The organism is Streptomyces sp. NPDC044064 (assembly GCF_056434245.1).
The window spans coordinates 4,673-26,015 of sequence record NZ_JBWKFN010000036.1 but is presented as its reverse complement, the minus strand read 5'-3'; the positions used below and the strand labels follow the sequence as shown (position 1 = coordinate 26,015).

The following is a 21,343-nucleotide window of genomic DNA, read 5'->3' as shown; positions in this document are numbered from 1 at the left end:
CCGGATCATAACCCTGTTCATGTGCAGATGCATGAGCAGATGCACGTGCACGGGGGTGTTCCCGTGATTACAGCTTTGACGTCCGCTTTACCGAAGTCGTTCCAGCGTCTGCCCCAGAGACGGCAGCACATGCCCCCTCCAGCCCCCGTCCATGATCTTCCGAGCCATCATCTGCGCCGGGTCGTCCGGATCGAATCCCTCGTGCACTAGGAACAGACGCGTTCCGCGCCCTTCCTGTTCCAGGGTCCAGGTAATGGTCCAGTCCGCGGGATTGGCCGGATCGGCGTCCGCCCACCGGAGGGACAGCATCCGCCCGGTGTCGTAGGCCAGCACCTGCACTTCCACGACACCGGAGAAGCGGGTGCCGGGACGCGGGACCGAGGTCATCCGGTACCGGTGACCGACCTCGAGCCGGAAGCCCTCGGCACCGGGCATCTGCCAGCGGGCCAGCAGACCGGGCTCGGTCAGGGCGCGCCAGACCTTGGCGGGCGGGTGCGGGAAGAACTGGTCGACGCGGATCGTGGTGAGGTCGTCGGCGTCGCCGGGTGCGGTGTTCATGGGCGGTCATCGTCCGGCATGCGGTCGAGCAGATCACCGAGGCCCTTCAGCCGCTCCCGCCAGAACCGCTCGTACGGGTGGAGCCAGTCCTGCACCTCGGCGAGCGGGGCCGCCTCCAGGCGGTAGATCCGCTGCCGGCCCGAGCGCTGCTCGGAGACGAGGCCGGCCTCCCGGAGCACCCTGAGGTGTTCCGAGAGGCTCGGGCGGCGCATGTCGAAGTGGTCGGCCAGGGCCTGCACGGGCTGCGGCCCGCGCTCGCGCAGCAGCCGGAGCACTTCCCTGCGGGTGGCGTTGGCGAGCGCGGCGAAGACGCGATCGTCGACGGCCTCCCGGCTTCCGGCTGCGGTCATCGCCGGCCTTTCTACTGGTGAACCTCCGTGAGCAGCATCAGACCGTTGCCGTCCGGGTCCCGAAAGGAAGCCATCCGCCCCCAGGGGTACTCGTCGGGGCCCTGCACCGCGGTGCCCGCCTCGGCGAGCCGTGCGCAGTCGGCGTCGACATCGGTCGTCACCAACATGATCCCCCGGGCCGAACCGGGCTCGAAATCCCCCATGCCGGGCCCGGAGAGCGTGAAGACGGTCTGCGCGCCCTTCGGCGCGACCTGGAGCCAGCGACCCGGCGGCATCCGGAGGTCGGCGGTCACCTCGAAGCCGAGGAGGTCCCGGTAGAAGCGCAGGGCGCGGTCCTGGTCGGTGACGGGCAGCGTGACGAACGAGGCGTGCGTGATGGTCATGCCCCAAAGAATAGGTAGGCAATTCCCTACGCGTCAACCGTAGGGAATTGCCTACCTATCAGTGGGCTGCCTCAGCGCTCCTCTCGGAACTCGACATGCCGGCCGGCGACCGGGTCGTACTTGCGCAGCGTCATGCGGTCCGGGTCGTTGCGGCGGTTCTTGCGGGTCACATAGGTGTGCCCGGTACCGGCCGTGGACCGGAGCCTGACGACCGGGCGGAGTTCGTTGCGTGCCATGCCGGGCATATGAATGAAAATGAATCCCATTGTCAAACATGGCCTCACAACGGATTCCTGCCCGGTGTCCGGAAGTCCTCCTGATAACGGCTGGTAACTTGCTGCGGTCCCTCCGGTCCGGGGGGCACCGACCACGACGGGCCGACGGCCCCGGTGCGGCCGGCCCGCCAGAGCTTGGGGAGCTTGACGTGACTACGGCGACTGCAAGGGTGCGGACCGCGGCCGCGGCCGCGGGGCTGGTGGGCGCGCTCGCGCTGACCGGGTGCAGCGGGGGCGGCTCCGAGGACGACTCCTCGCCCACCCCGAGCGCGACCCCGACGTCCACGGGCACGGGCGCCGTGACGGGCTCCTCCGACAAGCTCCAGGGCAGCTGGATCACCACCAGCAAGGGCAGCATCGTGGCCCTGGTGATCACCGGGAAACAGGCCGGGCTGTTCGTGACCGGCGGAACGGTGTGCAGCGGTGCCGCGGGTACCGAGGCGGGCATGCAGATGATCCATCTGACCTGCACCGGCGGCAGCAAGGACCGGGTCACCGGAATGGTCGACTCGGTGCGGGCGGACGCGATGAAGGTGACCTGGTCGGGCAAGCTGGGCCAGGAGACCTACACCAAGGCCGAGGGCGGCAAGCTGCCGTCCGGGCTGCCGACGGCACCCGTGAAGCAGTGACGGGGCCCCTGAAGCGGTGAATTCGCCCGGGGTGCGTGATCGCGTCCCGGGCGCAGGGGCCATGATGCGGGGAGACCGTCACGACCTCGATGGGGATCTGCTCATGCGCGCCATTCCGCTCACCGTCACCGCCCTCGCTGCCGCCCTCCTGCTGACCGCCTGCAATGACGGCGGCGGCGGCAAGAACGGAAAGAGCAGCTCCGCCTGCGAGATCGGCGGTGTGTCCGTGCAGATCGGGTCGGCCAGCGTCGCCCCGGCCGCCGGTGACACGGGCGAGGTGCCCGTCAGCATCACCAACCAGAGCGCGCCCTGCACCCTGGACAAGTTCCCGGGCGCCCGGCTGAAGACGGGCGCCGCCGCGGTCGACGTGCCCGTGCAGCAGGGGGCGAAGGCCCAGAAGCTGAAGCTCGCCAAGGGCGACTCGGCGAGCTTCACCATCTCCTATGTGCGCGGCAAGGCGGGCGACAGGAGCAGCGTCGAGGCGAAGACCGTGCTGATCTCCCTGCCCGGCTCCAGCACCACCCGGAGCTTCCCCTGGTCGTACGGGCCCGTCGCCGCCAAGGGCACGCAGGGGACCCCGAACGCCTCCGTCAGCGCCTTCCAGCAGGTCGGCGACTGACCCTCACGGCAGCCTGGGGCGGGCCCTGACCTGGGCCTCGTCCGCCGCTCGCGCGCCCTCCGTCCAGCCGGCCGCGTCGGTCACGCCGCGCAGCCGGGTCGTGGTGGTCTCGGGGAACATGCGCTCCAGCCGGTCGGTGACGGCCACCTCGCGGGTGGCGAGGACGGGCAGCAGGTCCTGGGTCACCTGGGTCTCGGCCACGGCCGCGAGACGGTCGCCGACACGGTGGGCGTAGGCCGCGAGGAAGGACTGCCGGAAGGTCTTGGTGCGCCCCCGGCCCCCGGCCCGCTGGGCGGCCTCCGCCCTGGTCATCGCGTGCGTGGCCTGCACCAGCAGCGAGGTGTGGAGCAGTTCGACCGCCTCCAGGTCCGCCTCGAAGCCGACGACGGTGGAGAAGCCCAGCGGCTCGTTCCACACCGCGCGGCAGTGGTTGGCGGTGGCGACCGCGTCCAGCAGCATCGCCTTGGCCTGTTCGTACGGCGGCTCGACGCCGATGCGGCAGGCGCCGGGCACGTCCGGCGCGGGGGCAGCGGCGGCGAGCAGCGCCTCGTCGACGCTGTGCCGGGCCATCAGCTCCTGCGCCTTGGCGCTGAGCGCCTCGGCCTCCTCCGGATACCCGGTGGCCTCGGCCTTGGCGAGCAGGGCGCGGATCCGCGCGAGCATGCGGGAGGCGGCGGGTCCGTGCTCGCGACGCGGCTCCTCGAGAGGCTCCAGGGCGGGCAGCCGCAGCAGCAGGCGGTACAGCTGGAGGACGGCGGTGGCGTGCGAGAAACGGTCGCCGCCGCGCGCGGAGTCCTGCGGCAGGGCCTCCAACTGGGCTGCCCAGCGGCGTCCGCGCGGGCGGTCCCGCCCGGCCTGCGCCCGGATCAGCCCCGCGGCCAGGCGGACGTGGCCGTCCTCCAGGTCGCGCCGTACGAGCCGTACGACATCGGCGGGCTGCCAGCCGCGCTGCCAGGCCGTGGCGACGAACTCCTCGCCGCGCCCCACGAGTTCGGCGTCGACCGCGGGGTCGGCGGCGAGCAGGGAGGCGCCCGTGTCGAGTCCGGCGTCGGTGTCGTCGTACAGGGCGGCCCGGAAGGCCCGCTCGACGGTGCTGGAGGTGCTGGTCACGCTGTCGATCGTGCCATGAGCCGCGGACAGCGGGCCGAGGCTGTCCACACCCTGTGGACAACCTTCCGTGCGCGACCGCCTGGACTGCGGCATCTCACTCCACGGAATTCGGTCACCCGCGCACGCGGTCGCCTCGGTGCTCGGCCTGGCGGCGCTGTTCCTGACCCTGCCGGGAACCGGGACGCCGGCGGGCCTTCTGATGGACGGCTCGGTCGGGCCGGCCTCCGGGCGGTTCGCCTCGCCGCTGCGGCGCAGCCGACGGGCGACCCGGGGCCTGGATCACTTCAGCGGAACGGTGTTCGCGGTGCCGGCGGTGCGCCTGGCGGCCGCGCCCGAGCAGCCGGCACGGGCAGGACATCCGAACTGTCAACCACCGGTTGACACTCCCGAAGTGACAACCTACGGTTGACACATGGCGACCCATCCGAACATCACGGCATCCGTGCGCCTCGACGACCTCATCGAGGCGATCAAGAAGGTCCACACCGAACCTCTCGACCAGCTCCAGGACGCGGTGATCGCCGCCGACCACCTCGATGACGTGGCCGACCATCTGATCGGCCACTTCGTCGACCAGGCCCGCCGCTCGGGGGCCTCCTGGACCGACATCGGCAGGAGCATGGGCGTGACCCGGCAGGCGGCGCAGAAGCGGTTCGTGCCGAAGGAGTCCACCGACCTCGACCCCAGCCAGGGCTTCAGCCGCTACACCCCGCGCGCGCGGAACGTGGTCATGGCCGCGCACAACGAGGCGCTGGCCGCGCGCAGCACCGAGGGCCGCCCCGAGCACCTGGTCCTCGGGCTGCTGGCCGAGCCGGAGGGTCTGGCCGCGAAGGCGGTCACCGCGCAGGGCGTCCCGCTGGACTCCGTACGCCGGGCCGCGACCGCCGCGCTCCCGCCGGCCGCCGAGGAGGTCCCCGACCTCGTCCCCTACGGCCCGGAGGCCAAGAAGGTCCTCGAACTCACCTTCCGCGAGGCCCTCCGGCTCGGCCACAACTACATCGGCACCGAGCACCTCCTGCTGGCCCTGCTGGAGCACGAGAACGGCACGGGCGTCCTCAGCGGGCTCGGCATCACCAAGGCGGGGACCGAGGAGTACGTCGGCAGGGTGCTGGCGCTGCTGCTGGAGCAGAAGAAGGCGGCCTCGGACGCGGAGGAGGCCGCGAGCGACGGACCGGCGGACTGAGCAGGGTCCGGAACAGCGGTCCGGGAAAACCTGGCCCCGAGGAGCGAACACGCAGGTCAGCCCCATTGTCAGTGCCGCCTGCCACACTCGCAGTCATGACCGACCGGTGGGCTCTCGCACCGGCCGAGGACGGTGGCGTGGACGTCGCCCCCCTCGGCCCGGACGGGCTGCCCGTCGGTCCGGTGCGGCGGGAGAGCGATCTCGCCGGGGCGGTACGGAGCCGCCCGGAGGTGACGCGCTGGGTGTGGCGGTCGACCCCCGAGGTCTATCCGCGTCTGCTCGCCACGGGGGTGCGAGTGGAGCGGTGCTACGACATCGAGGACGCCGAGACACTTCTGCTGGGCCACGAGGGCCGGTACGGCGAGCCGCGCTCGGCCGCCGCCGCCCTGGCCCGCCTCCGCGGCGGCCCCGTACCGCCCGACCCGCCGCTGCGCCCGGCCGAACCGGGCGCCCAGTCGCCGCTGTTCGAGCCGAGCGGCACCCGGCTGCCGCTGGCGGACCTCCTCGCGGTCTACGCCGACCAACAGCGGCGGCACGAGAAGACCGCCCACCCCGACCGGATGCGGCTGCTGACCGCCGCCGAGTCGGCCGGGATGCTGGTGGCGGCCGAGATGAACCACGCCGGCCTCCCCTGGAGCGCCGAGGTCCACCGCGAGCTGCTGCACGACCTGCTGGGCGAGCGGTACGCGGGCGGCGGTGAGCCGCGCCGCCTGGCCGAGCTGGCCGACGAGGTGTCCGCCGCCTTCGGCCGCCGGGTCCGGCCCGACCTGCCCGCCGACGTCGTCAAGGCCTTCGCCCAGGCCGGGATCAAGGTGAAGTCCACCCGCCGCTGGGAGATCGAATCCCTCGACCACCCGGCGGTGAAACCGCTGCTGGAGTACAAGAAGCTGTACCGCATCCGGGTCGCCCACGGCTGGTCCTGGCTGCAGGACTGGGTCCGCGACGGCCGCTTCCGGCCCGAGTTCCTCGCCGGCGGCACGGTCACCGGGCGCTGGGTGACCAACGGCGGGGGCGCGCTGCAGATCCCCAAGGTGATCCGGCGGGCCGTGGTCGCCGACCCCGGCTGGCGGCTGGTCGTGGCCGACGCCGACCAGATGGAGCCGCGCGTGCTGGCGGCGATCTCCCGCGACCCGGGCCTGATGGAGGTCGCCGGCCGCGAGAGCGACCTCTACCAGTCCGTCTCCGATCGCGCCTTCTCCGGCGACCGCGACCAGGCCAAGCTCGCCGTGCTCGGCGCGGTCTACGGCCAGACCTCGGGCGACGGTCTGAAGAACCTCGCCGCGCTGCGCCGCCGGTTCCCCAAGGCGGTGGCCTACGTCGACGAGGCCGCGCGGGCCGGCGAGGAGGGCCGGCTCGTGCGCACCTGGCTGGGCCGGACCTGTCCGCCCGCCGCCCGGCAGGGCGAGGACGCGGAGGAGGAGGCGGGCATCCCGATCGGCGAGGACACCGCCGACGGGCAGCCGTGGGTCCCCGGTTACGCCTCCACCAACTCCCGCGCGCGGGGCCGCTTCGCGCGCAACTTCGTGGTGCAGGGCAGCGCCGCCGACTGGGCCCTGCTGCTGCTCGCCGCGCTGCGCCGGTCCTGCGCCGGCCTGGCGGCCGAGCTGGTGTTCTTCCAGCACGACGAGGTGATCGTGCACTGCCCCGCCGAGGAGGCCGACACCGTCGCCCGGGCCATCCGCGACGCCGCCGACCTCGCCGGACGGCTGACCTTCGGCGAGACCCCGGTGCGCTTCCCGTTCACGACGGCGGTGGTGGAGTGCTACGCCGACGCCAAGTGAGGGCCCCTCACGGGGCCGAGGCCTCGGCCAGCAGCTCGCGCAGCTCCTCCAGCACCGTCTGCTCGTCGGTGCCGTCCAGGGCCACGAGGGCCGCGCGCCAGGCGTCGTGGGCCTCCGGCCGCCGGCCCAGCTCGCGCAGCAGCAGCCCGTGCTGGTGACGGGCGAGGCCGCCCATGTAGCGGTCGGCGCGGGCGTCGGCCCGGCGCAGCAGCTCGGTGCACTCCTGCGCGGCCCGCTCGGCCTCGCCCAGCCGGCGCAGCGCGCGGACCAGGCCGAGCCGGGTCTGCGACTCGCCGTGCCAGTCGCCGTGCCCGCCGAGGATGCGCAGGCTCTCCTGGAAGTGCCCGGCGGCAGCGGCCGGTTCGCCGAGGGCGAGGTGGGCGTAGCCGATGTTGCAGTGCGCGGAGTGCTGCACGATGACCGCGCCGATCTCGTCCCCGATCGCCAGCGAGCGCCGGTGCTGCTCGATGGCGGCCCGCGGGTCGGTGTGCTCGTAGAGGTTGCCGAGGTGGCTGTGGGTGACGGCCTCGCCGTAGGGGTCGTTCAGCTGCCGGGAGTGGGCGAGGCTCTGCCGCAGCGCCTCGCCGGACTCCTCGAACCGGCCGAGCCCCTCCAGCAGCAGCCCGCGGTTGTTCAGACAGCGCCGGATCCAGGACACCGTGCCCAGCCGCCGCCAGATCACGAGGGCCTGGTCGGTGAGGGCGAGGGCGTCGTTCTGCCGGCCGGTCAGGAAGTGCAGGCCCGCGAGGTCGCCCAGGGCGTACGCCTCGGCCGCCTCGTCGCCGAGCCGGCGCGCCGCGCCGAGCGCGGCCCGCCCCAGCACCTCCATCTCGGCGACCCGGCCGCTGCGCTGCACATAGGGGAAGAACAGCCGGACGAGCGTGGAGAGATGGGCGGCCCGGCACTCGCCCCCCGGGCCGGCGTTGCGCTCGACCAGCGCCACGATGTTCTCCAGCTCCACGTCGCCCCAGGCGAACGCCCGCTCGGCGGACTCGAAGGTGCCCAGGTTCGCCACGTCCGCCGCGTGCTCCGCCGGCTGGGCGGAGGTGGGCCGCAGACGGTCGTCCTGGTCGAGACCGGGCTCCACGATGGCGACGAGGGCCCGCTCGGCGGCTGCCGCGTACCAGCGCAGGGCGGTCAGGTCCGGATCGGCGCCGTTGGCCGGCTCGGGGCTCTGCCCGGCCAGTTCGCGGGCGAAGTCCCGGACCAGGTCGTGCGGGGCGTAGCGGCCGTACTCCGTCTCCTCCAGCAGGGCCACGTCGACCAGCCGGTCCAGGGCGGCCTCGGCGCGGCGCGCGTCGGTGCCGGTGAGGCGGGCGACCAGCGGGGCTCCGTAGGTGGGCAGGTCGAGCGCGCCGATGCGGCGCAGGGCCAGGGCCGCATCCCGGTCGGCCTCACGTTCGGCGGCGGCGAGCGCGTCATGGGCGACGGCCAGGGACCGGCGGACGCTCAGGTCGTCGTACTCCAGGTGGTGCAGGCGGCCTTCCGTGGCGGCCAGTTGACCGGCCAGCACGTCCGGGGTGAGGGCCCGGCGGGCGGCCAGCCGGGCGGCGACGACCCGCAGCGCGAGCGGCAGCCTGCCGGTCAGCTCGACCAGGGCGTGGCTCGCGTCGAGCCCCTCGCGTCCGCTCACCGCGCGCAGCAGTGCCGCGCTGTCCTCGCCGGTCAGCGGGCCGAGCGGGAAGCACCGGGCCCCGTCCAGGGCGGTCAGCGGGGAGCGGCTTGTGATGATCACGGCGCAGCCGGGCCCGGCCGGGAGCAGCGGCCGTACCTGAGCCGCGCTCGCCGCGTCGTCCAGCACCAGCAGGATGCGGGCCGGGGCGAGCAGGGAGCGGAGCAACGCGGCTGCGGCGTCCGGGTGTTCCGGGATGTTGCGGGGCTCGGCGCCGAGATCGCGGAGCAGGGCGGTGAGCGCCTGGGACGAGGTGAGCGGGGCCATGCCGGGGGTCGCGCCGTGCAGGTTCACGTACAGCTGACCGTCGGGGAAACGTTCCCTCAGCTCGTGGGCCACGTGCAGGGCGAGGGCACTCTTGCCCACCCCGGCCATGCCGCTGATCACGGCGAGCCGGCTCCGCCGGGCGGCGAGGGTGCGGTGCAGCGCCTCGGTCTCGGCGGCCCGGCCGGTGAAGTTCGCCGGGGGCGCGGGGAGTTGGGCCGGTGCGGGTGCATGGGTGGAGACCCGGCCTTCGGCCGGGGTCGGGTTCCCGCCCGCACGGCCCGTACCGCTCCCGTCGTCGGGCGCGGGTGAGCCCTGCGGGGGTTTCCCACCGTCGGCGGGCGCAGGGGTGTAGACACGCTGGGCGGGGACCCGGGCGCTCCTTTCCCCCGCCTCCGGTACCGGGGCGCCCCGCAGGACCTCCACATGGGCCTCGCGGACCGATGGGCCCGGTTCGATGCCGAGTTCCTCCACCAGGCGGGCGCGCAGGTCACGGTGGACGGCCAGGGCCTCGGCCTGGCGGCCGGTGCGGTGCAGGGCGAGCATCAGCTGGCGGTGGTACGCCTCGCGCAGCGGATGCTCGGCGACCAGGGCCGCCAGCTCGGGGACGATTGCGGCCAACCGGGCTCCGCCGAGAGCGATTTCCGCGTCGTACCGCCATTCCAGCAGGAACAGCCGCGCCTCCTCCAGGCGCTGCACGAGCGCGTAGCCGCCGAGGTCGGCGGGGAGTCCGCTCAGCGGGGTGCCGCGCCAGAGCGCGAGCGCGGCCGTGCAGGGGCGCACCACACCGGCCCAGTCCCGCCGGGCGTGCGCGGCGCGCGCCTCGGCGACCCGGGCGTCGAAGACGTGCACGTCCAACTCGCCCTCGTCCACGCGCAGCAGATAGCCGGGCGCCACGGCCCTGAGCCGCTCGGGGTCGTCCAGCAGCCTGCGCAGCCGGGTGACGTGGTTGTGCAGGGAGGCCTGCGCGGAGACGGGGGGTGCCCCGCCCCACAGGGCGTCCTTCAGCGACTCGACCGAGACGACCCGGCCGGCCTCCAGCAGCAGCGCGGCGAGGAGGGCGCGGACCTTGGGGCTGCCGATGGCACGGACGAGGTTGTCAGGGGTCTCGGGGGTCTCGGGGGTGACGGGGTTCTCCGCGGTGCCGAGGGCGCCGTCGGAGGCGTCGTACGAAATTTCGTACGGCTGTCGGTCGTACAGTACGGGCGGTCCCAGCAGTCCGAAGCGCAGCTCGCACCGCCGCATCCCGCTCCACTGCCTTCCCGCGCGGTCCCGTCCGACCATGCTGCGCGGCGGGCGTGCGCCCGCCGGTCCTTGGCGGAAATCCGCCCCATTCACAACGATTTTCCGCCAGCCACCATCTGTTGGCCGGGGCTGGAATCCGTTAGGGTTCCTGCCTACTAGCCCTGCCGCCCGGCTACTTCCGGCCAGCCGAACCGCGACCTGCGGACGAACCGTTGGCCACATGTTAGCGATCCGTTGGCGCGCCCTGATGTGATCTTTTCATCGGATCCGGCCCGACGGCGCGCGCGGCAAGTCGCGTAACTCGGGGGAGTGTCGCCGCAGGCCTGATCCGGGGACTCAAGGGTCCCCGGTCGGCGGAGGTGAACGACCGGGGACCTGTCCCGTCCCCTTCTCGCTTTCCGGTCCTCGCGCCTTCGCCGCGCCACGCCGCCCTCCGCTCAGATGACGGGCGGGCGCCCGAGCCGGGTGAGCCGCCACACCGTCCGCCAGCGCATCGGCCGCCGCTCGCCGGGCGACTCCCGCAGCCCCTCCGCGAACCCGCCGAACCAGGCACGCAGCCCGGCCGGGGAGCGGGTGCGGGCGAGGGTGAGCAGCAGCCACGCCCCCAGGTGCACCGGGATGAGCGGCAGCGGCAGCCGGCGCCGGACGAGCCAGACCCGGTTGCGGGCGTTGACGCGGTAGTAGATGGCGTGCCGGGCCGGCGAGGTCTTGGGGTGCTGCAGCAGCAGTTCGGGGGCGTAGAGGATCTTCCAGCCGGCGTCGGCGGCCCGCCAGGCGAGGTCGGTCTCCTCGTGCGCGAAGAAGAACTCGGCGGGCCAGTCACCGGTCTCGGCCAGCATCGCCATGCGGAAGGCGTGCCCGCCGCCGAGGAAGCCGGTGACGTAACCGCCGCGCAGGGGGTCGGACTTGCCCACCCGGGGCACGTGCCGCTGCTGCGTCTCACCGTGCTCGTCGGCGATGCGGAAGCCGATGACGCCGAGGCGCGGGTCGGCCGCGTACAGCTCGCGCACCCGGCGCAGCACGTCGGGGTCGACGAGCAGTCCGTCGTCGTCCAGTTCCACGACGGCGTCGACGTCGCCGTACTCCCGCAGCCGGGCCAGGGCGACGTTGCGGCCGCCCGGGCAACCGAGGTTCTCCTCGACGTCGATGGTGGTGACCTCGCCCGGCAGGGACAGCCGTTCGGCGAACTCGGGCAGCCGACAGCCGTTGCCGACGATCACGATGCGGGCGGGCGCGACGTCCTGTTTGGCCACGGACTCCAGCAGGGCGTCGACTTCGGCGGGCCGGTTGCCCATGGTCACCACCGCGACGGCGATCCTCGGCTCCACCACGTCCCTCACCCCATCCGGCCTACGGCGGCACCGGCGTCCTGACCGCGGGGCGCTCGCCGTTCACCAAGATGTTGCCTCAGGTGCGCCGGTTCACCTGACGCAGATTCACTTTGCCGCCCCTTTGCTCCGGTTTTGTGAGCACCTTTCCCTGCGTCGCGGGAACTTGAGCCGTACCCCCTCCCCCGCGCCCCCTCCCTCGGCTCACCACGACTGCGCGCTCCCGACAACTCCCGACGGCCGTTCGGCCCTCTCGCCACGGCCCGCGCGGATCCGGAGAGCGAGGAGCGGAAAGACCGGGACGGAGAGCATGGCGGCGCCGACGAGGGCGGCGGCCTCGCCCGGGGCGATGGACCGGTCGGCGAGGCCGAGGGTGGTGACGGCGACGACGAGGGGAAGGCACGTGGAACCGTGCAGGAGCAGGGCGGCGCTGTCGCGGCGGGTCAGGTCGGGCGGGGCGAGCAGGTAGAGCGGCAGGCCGCGGACCAGGAGGAAGAGCAGCAGGAAGGCCGGCAGCAGGACGAGGGAACTGCCTCCGTGCAGCAGCGCGTCGAGGTCGAAGTCGATGCCCGTGACGATGAAGAGGAGCGGGACCAGGAAGCCGAACCCCATCGCCCCCGTCCTGCTGAGCACTTGGACGCTGCGCGCAGGGCCGGCGGTGTGCAGGATCGGGCGGGTGACGACGCCGGCGGCGAAGGCGCCGAGCAGGATGTCCGGGCCGAACACGCCGGCCAGACCGAGCACCGAGGCGAGCAGCAGCACGACGTACCCGACGGCGAACCGGCTGCCGCTGTCCGGCGTTCGGGCGACCGGCCGGGAGAACCGTGCCGGGCGTGGCCGCAGTGCCCACCGCATGCCCGCCGCGGTCACGGCCGCGAACGCCACCAGGACCGCGGTGGCCATGGCCGGCCCGCGGCCGCTGAGCAGCAGGGCCATGGCGATGACGGGACCGAGCTCACCAGCCGCGCCGAAGGCGAGGACGACCGTCCCGAAGCGACCGCGCAGATCCCCCGAGTCGCGCAGGACCGGCCGGACCGTGCCCAGCGCGGTACTGGTGAGCGCGGTGCCGATGACGAAACTCTTCGTGGTCTCACCGCCGGTGAGCGCGAACGCGATACCCAGGCCGGCCGCCAGGGAGATGCCCCAGGCGGCGATCGAGCGGTTCAGGACGGTGCCGCGGACGGCAGCGAAGTCGATCTCGCACCCGGCGAGGAAGACCAGCATGGCCAGACCGAGGTTCGACAGGACGTCGATCGCCCGGTCGTGCCGGGCCCAGCCGAGGACGTCGGGGCCGACGGCGATGCCGAGCACGATCTCGAGGACGACCAGCGGGACGGGGATCCAGCGGCCGCCGGCGTACGCGAGCAGCGGCGCCAGCACCGCGATGGCCGTGATCAGGACGAGCGTCCCGGGATGCGACATGCCTCGCAGTATCCAGGCATCCGGCGGTAAAAGGGATGAAACATCCGGCAGACACCCGGCGTCCCGCTCGGGGCACTTCCGCCACACCGCCGGCAGTCCCGGCCGTACCGAGCAGGGCAGCTCATCGTGCGTCGCAGCGCGCACCCGGCCACCCGGCAGGGGGCCTCCCCCGCGCGGTTGAAACCGCGCTGAAACCACGCTGAACCGCCTCGGCCGCAAGCTCTGCGGCATGCCGACGACAGACCACGAACTCGCCATCGCAGCCACCGGGTTGCGCAAGTCCTTCGGAGACAAGACCGTCCTGGACGGCATCGACATCCAGGTGCCGGCCGGCACGATCTTCTCGCTGCTCGGCCCGAACGGCGCGGGCAAGACCACCGCCGTCAAGATCCTCTCCACTCTCATCTCCGCCGACGGCGGTCGGGCGCGGATCGCCGGGCACGACCTCACCGCCCAGGCCCAGGCAGTACGGGCCGCGATCGGCGTCACCGGCCAGTTCTCCGCCGTCGACGGCCTGATCACCGGCGAGGAGAACATGCTCCTGATGGCCGACCTGCACCACCTCTCCAAGCGCGAGGGACGACAGGTCACCGCCGAACTCCTGGAACGCTTCGACCTCACCGAGGCGGCGAAGAAGCCCGCCTCCACCTACTCCGGCGGCATGAAGCGCCGCCTCGACATCGCCATGACCCTGGTCGGCAGCCCGCGGATCATCTTCCTCGACGAACCCACCACCGGCCTCGACCCACGCTCTCGCCACACCATGTGGCAGATCATCCGGGAACTCGTCTCCGACGGCGTCACCGTCTTCCTCACCACCCAGTACCTCGACGAGGCCGACGAACTCGCCGACCGCATCGCGGTACTCAACAACGGCAAGATCGTCGCCCAGGGCAGCGCGGAGGAACTCAAGCGCCTCGTCCCCGGCGGACACGTCCGGCTCCGCTTCAGCGACCCCACCGCCTACGAACGGGCCGCGACCGCTTTGCGCGAGACCTCCCGCGACGACGAATCCCTCGCCCTGCAGATCCCCAGCGACGGCAGCCAACGCGAACTGCGCGCCATCCTCGACTGGCTCGACGCCGCCGGCATCGAGGCCGACGAACTGACCGTCCACACCCCCGACCTGGACGACGTCTTCTTCGCCCTGACCGGCACGTCCGACCCCGCCACCGACCCCACCGCCACCACCGCCACCACCACCACCGACAGGGAGACCGTCCGATGAGCGCCCCCGCCCACGCCTTCCGCGACAACCTCACGATGCTCCGGCGCAGCCTCCTGCACGCCCGCCGCTACCCGTCGCTCACCCTGAACCTGCTGCTCACCCCGGTCATGCTGTTGCTGCTCTTCGTCTACGTCTTCGGCGACGTGATGAGCGCGGGCATGGCCGGCGGCCACGCGGACCGTTCCGAGTACATCGCCTACATCGTCCCCGGCATCCTCCTCATGACCGTGGGCATGACCTCGCTCGGCACCGCTGTGTCCGTGGCCACCGACATGACCGAGGGCATCATCGCCCGGTTCCGCACCATGGCGATCTCCCGCGCCTCCGTGCTGACCGGTCATGTGATCGGCACCGTGATCCAGACGATGCTGGCCCTGGCGCTGATCCTGGGCCTCGGGGTGGCCATGGGCTTCAGGCCGGACGCGACGCCGCTGGAGTGGATCGCGGCGGCCGGCCTGATGGCCCTGGTCAGCCTCGCCCTGACCTGGATCGCGGTCGGCATCGGCCTGGCCAGCCCGAACGCCGAGGGGGCCAGCAACCTCGGCATGCCGCTGACGATGCTGCCGCTGCTGTCCAGCGCGTTCGTGCCGGTGGACGCCATGCCCGGCGGATTCCGCTGGTTCGCCGAGTACCAGCCCTTCTCGCCGGCCATCGAGACCCTGCGCGGACTGCTGCTCGGCAGCGAGATCGGCACGAAGAACGCGGTGCTGGCGGTCGGCTGGTGTCTGGCGCTGACCGTGCTGGGCTACCTGTGGTCCAAGGCCCAGTTCAACCGCGAGCCGCGGAGTTGAGTTCGCGCAGTGCCGTGGCCCGCAACTCCTCCTGGCCCAGGGTGGCGTACGCCGATCTCGCCTCGGCGTAGGCCGCCCTGTCGGCGTTCTCGGCCGCCTGCCGGGACCGCGCCGAGGACAGGGTGGGCAGGTCCCGCATCACCGGCATCCGCTCCGCCAGCGCCATCAGCCGTACCGCCGCCGTGTCGTCACGGGCCAGCCCGGCGAACCCGAGCGCCAGCAGCACCGTGCCGTACACCGACAGCTCCGGCAGATCCCCGGCACCGGGCGAGCCGGACAGCATCCCGAGCAGCCGTACCCGAAGGTCCTCGGCCAGGTGGGCCACCGGCTCCAGCCGGCTGTGCTGCGCGTGCGCCGCGAGCGCGGCCGCCTGCACCTGGAGCGCCCACGAATCCAGGAAGGGATCACCGGCCACCAGCAGGCTGCTCTCCCGCAGCCCTGCCGCGGCCTGTCGCCACAGCCCGAGGCCGACCTCGGTCAGCCCCCGGGCCAGTGCGATCTCCGCCCGCGCCTGCAGCCCCTCGGGAGTGACGGCCTGGGCGTGCTCCGGCTGCCGGTCCGGGGACGCGAGGCCCAGCCAGTACTCCGCCTCGTCGACCTCCCCGCGCTGCAGACAGGCGGACACCAGGCCGTAGCGGACACCGATCGCGTCGGACCAGTCCCCGACCTCACCGAGCGCCTCCGCCGCCCGCAGATGGCCGTACGCCTCCGCGCCGCGCTCCGTCTTGAGGCACAACTCGCTGATCCGCCCACGGCTGAGCAGCATCAGGAACGGATTGCCGAGCGGCTCGACCGCGGTGAGCATCCGGCGGGCGCACTCGAGCGCCCGCTCCGTCTCGTACGTGGATTCCCACACATAGCTGGCGACGCCCGCCGCGATGCCCGCCAGCATGGGCTCGTCGGCGTCGCACAACTCCTGCAACCGCGCGTACCGCGGCGGGTGTATGTCCGGGACGGCACCCAGCACGACGGCCAGTGCCCGCGGCACGGTGTCCGCCGGTGCGGGCGGCAGACGGCGCAGAGTGACGAGCTGGCGCACGGCGTGCGGGCCGTGCCCCATGAAGAGCCCGGCCGCGCACACCACCGCCGCGCTTCGGGCCGCCTCCAGGTCCTCGGGGTCCTGCGGCCCCGGGCGGAAATGGGACAGCGGCCCGCCGGTCTCGGCGGCGAGGGCGGTGAGCCGGGCGTAGTTGTTGCCGGCGGACCACACGCAGGCCAGCGCGGCGGTCACGGCGGCGACGGCCGGCGCGTCGGTGCGGGCCAGGGCGTGCCGCAGCGCCAGGACGAGATTGTCCTGCTCGGCACGGACGCGGCCGAAGGCGGCCAGCGCGTCACCGCCGAACAGCGCGTCGTGGTGCACCCGGCCGAAGTCCCGGGCCCAGCGGAGGAACCGGCCGGTCACCGCCTCGCCCTCGCCCGCCTCCTCCCGCCGGGCGGCGCTGAACTCCCGCAGCGTCTCCAGCATGTGGAAGCGCACCCCGGACGGGCTGTCACCCACCTTGATCAGGGACTGGCCGGCCAGCTGCTCCAGCAGATCCAGCGCGCCCCCGGTCTCGCCGAGCACGTACTCCGCCGCGTCCACGGTGAAGCCCCCGGGGAAGACCGACAGCGCGCGCAGCGCCGCCCGGCCGTCGCTCTCCAGCAGGTTCCAGCTCCACTCGACCACGGCCCGCAGCGTGCGATGCCGCTCGGGTGCGTCCCGGGCGCCGCCGCGCAGCAGCGCGAAACGGTCCTGCAGGCGGCGGGCGATGTCGGCCACGGAGAGCACCCGCACCCGGGCCGCGGCGAGTTCCACGGCCAGCGGCAGCCCGTCCAGATGACGGCAGATCTCGGCCACCCGGTCGGCGGGCAGCTCGACGCCGGGCCGGGCGGCCCGCGCCCGCTGCTCGAAGAGTTCCACCGAGGTCGCGGGGGACAACTCGGGCAGCGCGTACACGGACTCCGAGGTCAGCCCCAGTGGTGCCCGGCTGGTCGCCAGCACCCGCAGCTCCTTCGACCGCGACACCAGCGCCTGGACGAGACCGGCCGCACCGGCGAGTACGTGCTCGCAGTTGTCCAGCACCAGCAGAGCGGGGCCGGACCCCAGCGCGGCGACGATGCCGCTCACCACGTCCCCGCCGCCGGCCAACTGCCGGACGTCCCCGGTACCGACCGCCGAGGCCACCTCGTCGGCCACGTCCTCGTCGGCGGTGACACCGGCCAGGGCGACGAAGTGCACCAAGGGCTGCGCAGCCGCCCGGCTCACCGCGTACGAGAGCCGCGTCTTGCCCAGCCCGCCGGGGCCCACGACGGTGACCACCCGCGCGTCGCGCAGCAGCCCGGCGACGGCGACGACGTCGGCGTCCCGCCCCAGCAGGGGGTTCGGCTCGTGCGGCACGCCGTGGCGGACGGACGGGGTGTCCGCACGCAGCAGCTCCTGGTACACGGACCTGAGCCGGAGCCCCGGGTCCGTGCCCAGCTCGTCGCGCAGCCCGCGTCGGTAGGCGTCGTACCGGGCCAGCGCCGCGGCCCGGCCCGCCGTGGCCGCCTCGCAGCGCAGCAGCTCCGCCAGCACCTCCTCGTCGCGCGGCAGTTCGCGGACCAGCTCGGCGAGCGGTGCCGCGGCCTCCTCCCCGCGCCCCAGCCGCGCCAGCGCGAGCGCCCGGTACCGGACCAGCGAACGGAACGCCCGGACCCGGTCGGCACGCAACGCCGTCACCGGATCGTGCCGCTCCTCGGCTTCCCCGGCACCCAGGCTGCCGTCCCACAGCGCCAGCCCCTGCTCGGCCCGCGCCAGGGCACCCTCATGGTCCCCCGCCCGCGCGCACCCGGCGCTCGCGGCCTCGTACGACAGCAGCGCCGAGCTGTCGACCTGCGCCTCGTCCAGCGCGAGCCGGTACCCCGTCGGTGTGCTCACGATCAGTCCGGCACCGAGCTGTGCCCGGAGCCGAGACACCAGTACCTGCACCGCCTTGCCCGGCCGCTCGGGCAGTTCCTCCGCCCACAGCCCCTCGACCAGCCGGCCCGTACTGCACCCGGTACGCAGCTCCCCGGCGAGCAACGCCAGCAGTCCACGCAGTCGAGGCGCCGTGATCTCCTGTCCGCGACAGGAGACTCGGGGCAGCAGGGTCAACTCGGTCGTCACGCCTGAAGACTAGCCAGCGGGGCGCCGAACACACTCCCGAATCCGCCGCCCTCGATCTCTCTGGACCGCCCAACGACAGAACCCCAGGTCAGAAGCATCTGACCTGGGGTTCAAAGGGAGCCGCTTTCGGGATTCGAACCCGAGACCTACGCATTACGAGTGCGTTGCTCTGGCCATCTGAGCTAAAGCGGCGCGTTGCCCGCACTTATGGTGCGATCAGCAACGTCGGTAAGTCTACACAGTTTCGAGGGGTGCTTCGCCCACGCCCCGGAGCGTGGGCGTCCGGGGCGGGCCACAGGGGCTATGAGCAGCGCTTTCCGGCGGGCGGCGGGGTGCCGTGGAGGAGGTAGGTGTCGATCGCCGAGTCGATGCAGGAGCTGCCGCGGCCGTAGGCGGTGTGGCCGTCACCGACGTAGGTCAGCAGGCGGCCCGAGGAGAGCTGGCCGGCCAGGGAGCGGGCCCAGGGGTAGGGCGTGGCCGGGTCGCGGGTGGTGCCGACCACGACGATGGGGGCCGCGCCCTTCGCCTCGATGCGGTGCGGTTCGCCCGTGGCCCTCACCGGCCAGTACGCGCAGTTCAGGGAGGCCCAGGCCAGGCTCTTGCCGAAGACGGGGGACGCCTTCTCGAACTGCGGGACGGCCTTATCCACTTGCTCGGGGGTGGTGAAGGCGGGCGGCAGGTCGAGGCAGTTCACGGCGGAGTTGGCCATCATCAGGTTGCTGTAGTGGCCGTTCGCGTCGCGTTCGTAGTAGCTGTCGGAGAGAGCGAGCAGGCCCGCGCCGTCGTTCTTCTGCATCGCCGAGGTCAGCGCGTCACGCAGCTGCCCCCAGGTCCCCTGGTCGTACATCGCCGCGATCACGCCGGTGGTGGCCAGCGGCTCGCCGAGCTTGCGGTGGCCCGCGTCGTCCGCCGGGATGGGGTGGGCGTCCAGCTTGCGGAAGAAGGCCTGGAGGTGGTCGCCGACCTGGGCGGGTGTCGTGCCCTTGCCGCCGAGCGGGCAGTCGGGCTGGCGCACGCAGTCCTTGGCGAACGCCTGGAACGCCGTCTCGAAGCCCGCCGTCTGGTCCAGGTTGAGCTTCCGGGCGTCCAGGGAGGGGTCCATCGCCCCGTCCAGCACCAGGCGGCCCACCCGGCCCGGGAACAGCCCGGCGTACGTCGCTCCGAGGAAGGTGCCGTACGACGCTCCCACATAGTTCAGCTTGGGGTCGCCGAGCACCGCCCGCAGGATGTCCATGTCGCGCGCCGCCTCGACGGTGGACACATGCCGCAGCAGCTTCGCCGAGTGCGCCCCGCAGCTGTCGGCGAACGTCCTGTACTCGCTGACCAGCGCGTTCGTCTCCCGCTGGTCGTCGGGCGTGTTGTCCGTCTGCGTGTAGGCGTCCATCTGGCGCCCGTCGAGGCATTCGACGGGCTCGCTGCGGGCGACGCCCCGCGGATCCATCGCGACCATGTCGTAGCGCGCGCGGATCTCGGCGGGGTAGCCGATGCCCGCGTACTGCTGGAGGTAGTCGATCGCGGAGCCGCCCGGGCCGCCGGGGTTGACCAGCAGCGAGCCGAGCGGCCGCTCCTTGCCGGTGGCCTTCTTGCGGGCGACGGCGAGCCGGATGTCACCCGAGCCGGGCTTGGCGTAGTCCAGCGGCGCCACCATCGTGGCGCACTGGAAGCCGGGGGCACCGCAGCTGCGCCACTTCAGGTGCTGGTTGTAGTACGACGACAGCGCCGACGGGGTGGACCGCGGCAGTGCGGCCAGCGCCGCCTCCGCCGCACGGCCGGACGACGCGGTCGAACTGCCGGCGGAGCAGGCGGACACGAGCAGCGCGGCGGACACGAGCAGGCTGCCCGAGACGCGCGCGGTCGCCCGGCGGGTCCGGTTCCGGGTTCCGGTCCGGGTGGCGTGCTTCCGGCGGGGGGAGGGCCAGGTGTGCATCGGACGAGCGTAACGCTGAGCGATGGGATGAGTGCGGTGCGTTCATGGTGTGGCCTCGTACGGGGGACGCGGTCCGTCAACCACCGTACGCCCGGCTCACCCCGCCCGCAGTGCCATCGTCATCGCCTCCACCGCCAGCAGCGGAGCCACGTTGCGGTCCAGCGCCTCGCGGCAGGCTGCGATCGACTCGATACGGCGCAGCGTGGCCTCCGGGGTGCTGCCGCGGGCCAGCCGCTCCAGGGCGTCCTCGGTGTCGCCGTTGGCGATGGCGACGCGTGAGCCGAGCTGGAGGGCGAGGACGTCGCGGTAGAAGCCGGTGAGGTCGCCGAGGGCCACGTCCAGACTGTCGCGCTGGGTGCGGGTTCTGCGGCGCTTCTGCATGTCCTCGAGGTCCTTCATCACGCCCGCCGTGCCGCGCGGCAGCCGGCCGCCCTGGGCCGCGCCGAGCGCCGCCTTCAGCTCCTCGGTCTCCTTGCCGTCCATCTCCTCGGCGAGCTGCTTGGCGTCCTCGGCGGCCGCGTCGACCAGCTCCTGGGCCGCCTTGAGACAGGCGCCCACCTCGTCCAGCCGCAGCGGGAGCCTCAGCACGGCGGCGCGGCGCTCACGGGCCGCCGGGTCGGTGGCCAGCCGGCGGGCCCGGTCGACATGGCCCTGGGTGGCGCGGGCGGCGGCCCCGGCGACCTCGGGTTGGATGCCGTCACGGCGGACGAGCATGTCGGCGACCGCCTCCACCGACGGCGTCCGCAGGTTCAGGTGGCGGCAGCGGGAGCGGATCGTGGGCAGGACGTCCTCGATCGAGGGGGCGCACAGCAGCCAGACCGTCCGCGGGGCGGGCTCCTCGACGGCCTTGAGGACAGCGTTGGCCGACTTCTCGTTCAGCCGCTCGGCGTCCTCGACCAGGATGATCTGCCAGCGGCCGTTCGCGGGGGAGGTGAACGACTTGCGGACCGTGTCCCGCATGTCCTTCACCAGGATCTCCGAGCCCACGGCGGCGACCGTGGTGACGTCCGCGTGGGTGCCGAGCAGCGCGGTGTGGCAGCCGTCGCAGAATCCGCAGCCGGGTGATCCGCCGAGGGCGCGGTCGGGGCTCACGCACTGCAGGGCGGCCGCGAAGGCCCGCGCCGTCTGGTTCCGGCCCGCTCCGGGCGGGCCCGTGAACAGCCAGGCGTGGGTCATCTTCGACGCCTCCGGCGGCGGCTGGCCCGCCACGGCGGCCGTGACCAGGGCGTCGGCGTCCCGGGCCGCGGCGTCGAGCACCGCGCTCACCTTCTCCTGCCCGACGATGTCGTCCCACACGGTCATGGGTCACGCCGCCCTTCCGTCACATTCCGCGTTCCGCCATCCATTGTGCGGGTGGGCACCGACAACGACCGCGGGGGGGGGGGGGGGGGGGGGGGGGAACGCCGACGGGGGCCCGCCACGCTCTTCCCTCCCCCGTGAGAAAATCAAACCAC

General features: G+C 73.2%; 18 protein-coding genes and 1 tRNA gene. 7 read left to right on the top strand and 12 right to left on the bottom strand.

Going from position 1 to position 21,343, the window contains the following annotated elements; translation table 11 throughout:
- Positions 1 to 87 precede the first annotated feature (87 nt).
- The 4 genes from AC07DS_RS39380 to rpmG all read right to left on the bottom strand — a co-directional run bounded on the left by AC07DS_RS39380 (position 88) and on the right by rpmG (position 1,527).
- Positions 88 to 558: an SRPBCC family protein gene (locus AC07DS_RS39380; RefSeq protein WP_479153439.1), complete on the bottom strand. Its 471-nt coding sequence runs from the start codon at positions 556 to 558 to the stop codon at positions 88 to 90.
- Positions 555 to 908 carry an ArsR/SmtB family transcription factor gene (locus AC07DS_RS39375; protein ID WP_336115207.1) on the bottom strand — a complete coding sequence of 118 codons (354 nt, stop codon included), beginning with the start codon at positions 906 to 908 and terminating at the stop codon, positions 555 to 557. The genes AC07DS_RS39380 and AC07DS_RS39375 overlap by 4 nt, the downstream gene beginning before the upstream one ends.
- A gap of 11 nt (positions 909 to 919) precedes the next feature.
- Entirely contained in the window at positions 920 to 1,291 is a 372-nt protein-coding gene (locus tag AC07DS_RS39370) for a VOC family protein (RefSeq protein WP_479153437.1), read from the bottom strand.
- 71 nt (positions 1,292 to 1,362) lie between these two features.
- A complete protein-coding gene (rpmG, locus tag AC07DS_RS39365; RefSeq protein WP_479153435.1) occupies positions 1,363 to 1,527 on the bottom strand; it encodes a 50S ribosomal protein L33 in 165 nt (54 codons plus the stop codon).
- A 188-nt stretch (positions 1,528 to 1,715) separates the two neighbouring features.
- Between rpmG and AC07DS_RS39360 the strand changes: the two genes are divergently transcribed.
- Both AC07DS_RS39360 and AC07DS_RS39355 read left to right on the top strand, forming a co-directional pair.
- On the top strand, positions 1,716 to 2,195 hold the full coding sequence (locus AC07DS_RS39360; RefSeq protein ID WP_479153433.1) for a hypothetical protein: 480 nt from the start codon (positions 1,716 to 1,718) through the stop codon (positions 2,193 to 2,195).
- Positions 2,196 to 2,298: 103 nt separating this feature from the next.
- The gene (locus AC07DS_RS39355; protein ID WP_479153430.1) at positions 2,299 to 2,814 is read left to right on the top strand and encodes a DUF4232 domain-containing protein; all 516 of its coding nucleotides are present in this window, start codon (positions 2,299 to 2,301) and stop codon (positions 2,812 to 2,814) included.
- A gap of 3 nt (positions 2,815 to 2,817) precedes the next feature.
- On the opposite strand, the gene AC07DS_RS39350 is transcribed toward AC07DS_RS39355, so the two are convergent.
- Positions 2,818 to 3,924: a DUF2786 domain-containing protein gene (locus tag AC07DS_RS39350; protein WP_479153428.1), complete on the bottom strand. Its 1,107-nt coding sequence runs from the start codon at positions 3,922 to 3,924 to the stop codon at positions 2,818 to 2,820.
- A gap of 67 nt (positions 3,925 to 3,991) precedes the next feature.
- Between AC07DS_RS39350 and AC07DS_RS39345 the strand changes: the two genes are divergently transcribed.
- From AC07DS_RS39345 to AC07DS_RS39335, 3 genes are all read left to right on the top strand, one after another.
- The gene (locus tag AC07DS_RS39345; protein WP_479153426.1) at positions 3,992 to 4,333 is read left to right on the top strand and encodes a hypothetical protein; all 342 of its coding nucleotides are present in this window, start codon (positions 3,992 to 3,994) and stop codon (positions 4,331 to 4,333) included.
- A 3-nt stretch (positions 4,334 to 4,336) separates the two neighbouring features.
- Positions 4,337 to 5,107, top strand: a complete 771-nt coding sequence (locus AC07DS_RS39340; RefSeq protein ID WP_479153424.1) for a Clp protease N-terminal domain-containing protein — start codon at positions 4,337 to 4,339, stop codon at positions 5,105 to 5,107.
- A 95-nt stretch (positions 5,108 to 5,202) separates the two neighbouring features.
- Positions 5,203 to 6,888, top strand: coding sequence for a bifunctional 3'-5' exonuclease/DNA polymerase (locus AC07DS_RS39335; protein WP_479153422.1), 1,686 nt, complete (start codon positions 5,203 to 5,205; stop codon positions 6,886 to 6,888).
- A 7-nt stretch (positions 6,889 to 6,895) separates the two neighbouring features.
- On the opposite strand, the gene AC07DS_RS39330 is transcribed toward AC07DS_RS39335, so the two are convergent.
- From AC07DS_RS39330 to AC07DS_RS39320, 3 genes are all read right to left on the bottom strand, one after another.
- The gene (locus AC07DS_RS39330; protein ID WP_479153420.1) at positions 6,896 to 10,069 is read right to left on the bottom strand and encodes an AfsR/SARP family transcriptional regulator; all 3,174 of its coding nucleotides are present in this window, start codon (positions 10,067 to 10,069) and stop codon (positions 6,896 to 6,898) included.
- A 437-nt stretch (positions 10,070 to 10,506) separates the two neighbouring features.
- Positions 10,507 to 11,400 carry a glycosyltransferase family 2 protein gene (locus AC07DS_RS39325; RefSeq protein WP_479153418.1) on the bottom strand — a complete coding sequence of 298 codons (894 nt, stop codon included), beginning with the start codon at positions 11,398 to 11,400 and terminating at the stop codon, positions 10,507 to 10,509.
- A 201-nt stretch (positions 11,401 to 11,601) separates the two neighbouring features.
- A complete protein-coding gene (locus AC07DS_RS39320) occupies positions 11,602 to 12,819 on the bottom strand; it encodes a cation:proton antiporter (protein WP_479153416.1) in 1,218 nt (405 codons plus the stop codon).
- 229 nt (positions 12,820 to 13,048) lie between these two features.
- Here AC07DS_RS39320 and AC07DS_RS39315 point away from each other — a divergent pair, with 229 nt between their 5' ends.
- Entirely contained in the window at positions 13,049 to 14,047 is a 999-nt protein-coding gene (locus AC07DS_RS39315; protein WP_479153414.1) for an ATP-binding cassette domain-containing protein, read from the top strand.
- Positions 14,044 to 14,838 carry an ABC transporter permease gene (locus AC07DS_RS39310; protein WP_479153412.1) on the top strand — a complete coding sequence of 265 codons (795 nt, stop codon included), beginning with the start codon at positions 14,044 to 14,046 and terminating at the stop codon, positions 14,836 to 14,838. Before AC07DS_RS39315 ends, AC07DS_RS39310 begins: the two co-directional genes overlap by 4 nt.
- Here AC07DS_RS39310 and AC07DS_RS39305 read toward each other — a convergent pair.
- From AC07DS_RS39305 to AC07DS_RS39290, 4 genes are all read right to left on the bottom strand, one after another.
- The gene (locus AC07DS_RS39305; protein WP_479153410.1) at positions 14,816 to 17,962 is read right to left on the bottom strand and encodes an ATP-binding protein; all 3,147 of its coding nucleotides are present in this window, start codon (positions 17,960 to 17,962) and stop codon (positions 14,816 to 14,818) included. The two genes, AC07DS_RS39310 and AC07DS_RS39305, sit on opposite strands and share 23 nt — an antisense overlap.
- Before the next feature lie 118 nt (positions 17,963 to 18,080).
- Positions 18,081 to 18,154 (bottom strand) — tRNA-Thr (locus tag AC07DS_RS39300).
- A 109-nt stretch (positions 18,155 to 18,263) separates the two neighbouring features.
- Positions 18,264 to 19,889, bottom strand: coding sequence for an alpha/beta hydrolase (locus AC07DS_RS39295; RefSeq protein WP_479153409.1), 1,626 nt, complete (start codon positions 19,887 to 19,889; stop codon positions 18,264 to 18,266).
- A gap of 96 nt (positions 19,890 to 19,985) precedes the next feature.
- Entirely contained in the window at positions 19,986 to 21,191 is a 1,206-nt protein-coding gene (locus AC07DS_RS39290) for a DNA polymerase III subunit delta' (RefSeq protein ID WP_479153407.1), read from the bottom strand.
- Between the last annotated feature and the right edge of the window lie 152 nt (positions 21,192 to 21,343).

Bases quoted from the DNA above. Each gene is read 5' to 3' on its own strand.
- AC07DS_RS39380 (WP_479153439.1), bottom strand. From the start codon at position 558: ATGAACACCGCACCCGGCGACGCCGACGACCTCACCACGATCCGCGTC.
- AC07DS_RS39375 (WP_336115207.1), bottom strand. From the start codon at position 908: ATGACCGCAGCCGGAAGCCGGGAGGCCGTCGACGATCGCGTCTTCGCC.
- AC07DS_RS39370 (WP_479153437.1), bottom strand. From the start codon at position 1,291: ATGACCATCACGCACGCCTCGTTCGTCACGCTGCCCGTCACCGACCAG.
- rpmG (WP_479153435.1), bottom strand. From the start codon at position 1,527: ATGGCACGCAACGAACTCCGCCCGGTCGTCAGGCTCCGGTCCACGGCC.
- AC07DS_RS39355 (WP_479153430.1), top strand. From the start codon at position 2,299: ATGCGCGCCATTCCGCTCACCGTCACCGCCCTCGCTGCCGCCCTCCTG.
- AC07DS_RS39340 (WP_479153424.1), top strand. From the start codon at position 4,337: ATGGCGACCCATCCGAACATCACGGCATCCGTGCGCCTCGACGACCTC.
- AC07DS_RS39335 (WP_479153422.1), top strand. From the start codon at position 5,203: ATGACCGACCGGTGGGCTCTCGCACCGGCCGAGGACGGTGGCGTGGAC.
- AC07DS_RS39330 (WP_479153420.1), bottom strand. From the start codon at position 10,069: ATGCGGCGGTGCGAGCTGCGCTTCGGACTGCTGGGACCGCCCGTACTG.
- AC07DS_RS39320 (WP_479153416.1), bottom strand. From the start codon at position 12,819: ATGTCGCATCCCGGGACGCTCGTCCTGATCACGGCCATCGCGGTGCTG.
- AC07DS_RS39315 (WP_479153414.1), top strand. From the start codon at position 13,049: ATGCCGACGACAGACCACGAACTCGCCATCGCAGCCACCGGGTTGCGC.
- AC07DS_RS39310 (WP_479153412.1), top strand. From the start codon at position 14,044: ATGAGCGCCCCCGCCCACGCCTTCCGCGACAACCTCACGATGCTCCGG.
- AC07DS_RS39295 (WP_479153409.1), bottom strand. From the start codon at position 19,889: ATGCACACCTGGCCCTCCCCCCGCCGGAAGCACGCCACCCGGACCGGA.
- AC07DS_RS39290 (WP_479153407.1), bottom strand. From the start codon at position 21,191: ATGACCGTGTGGGACGACATCGTCGGGCAGGAGAAGGTGAGCGCGGTG.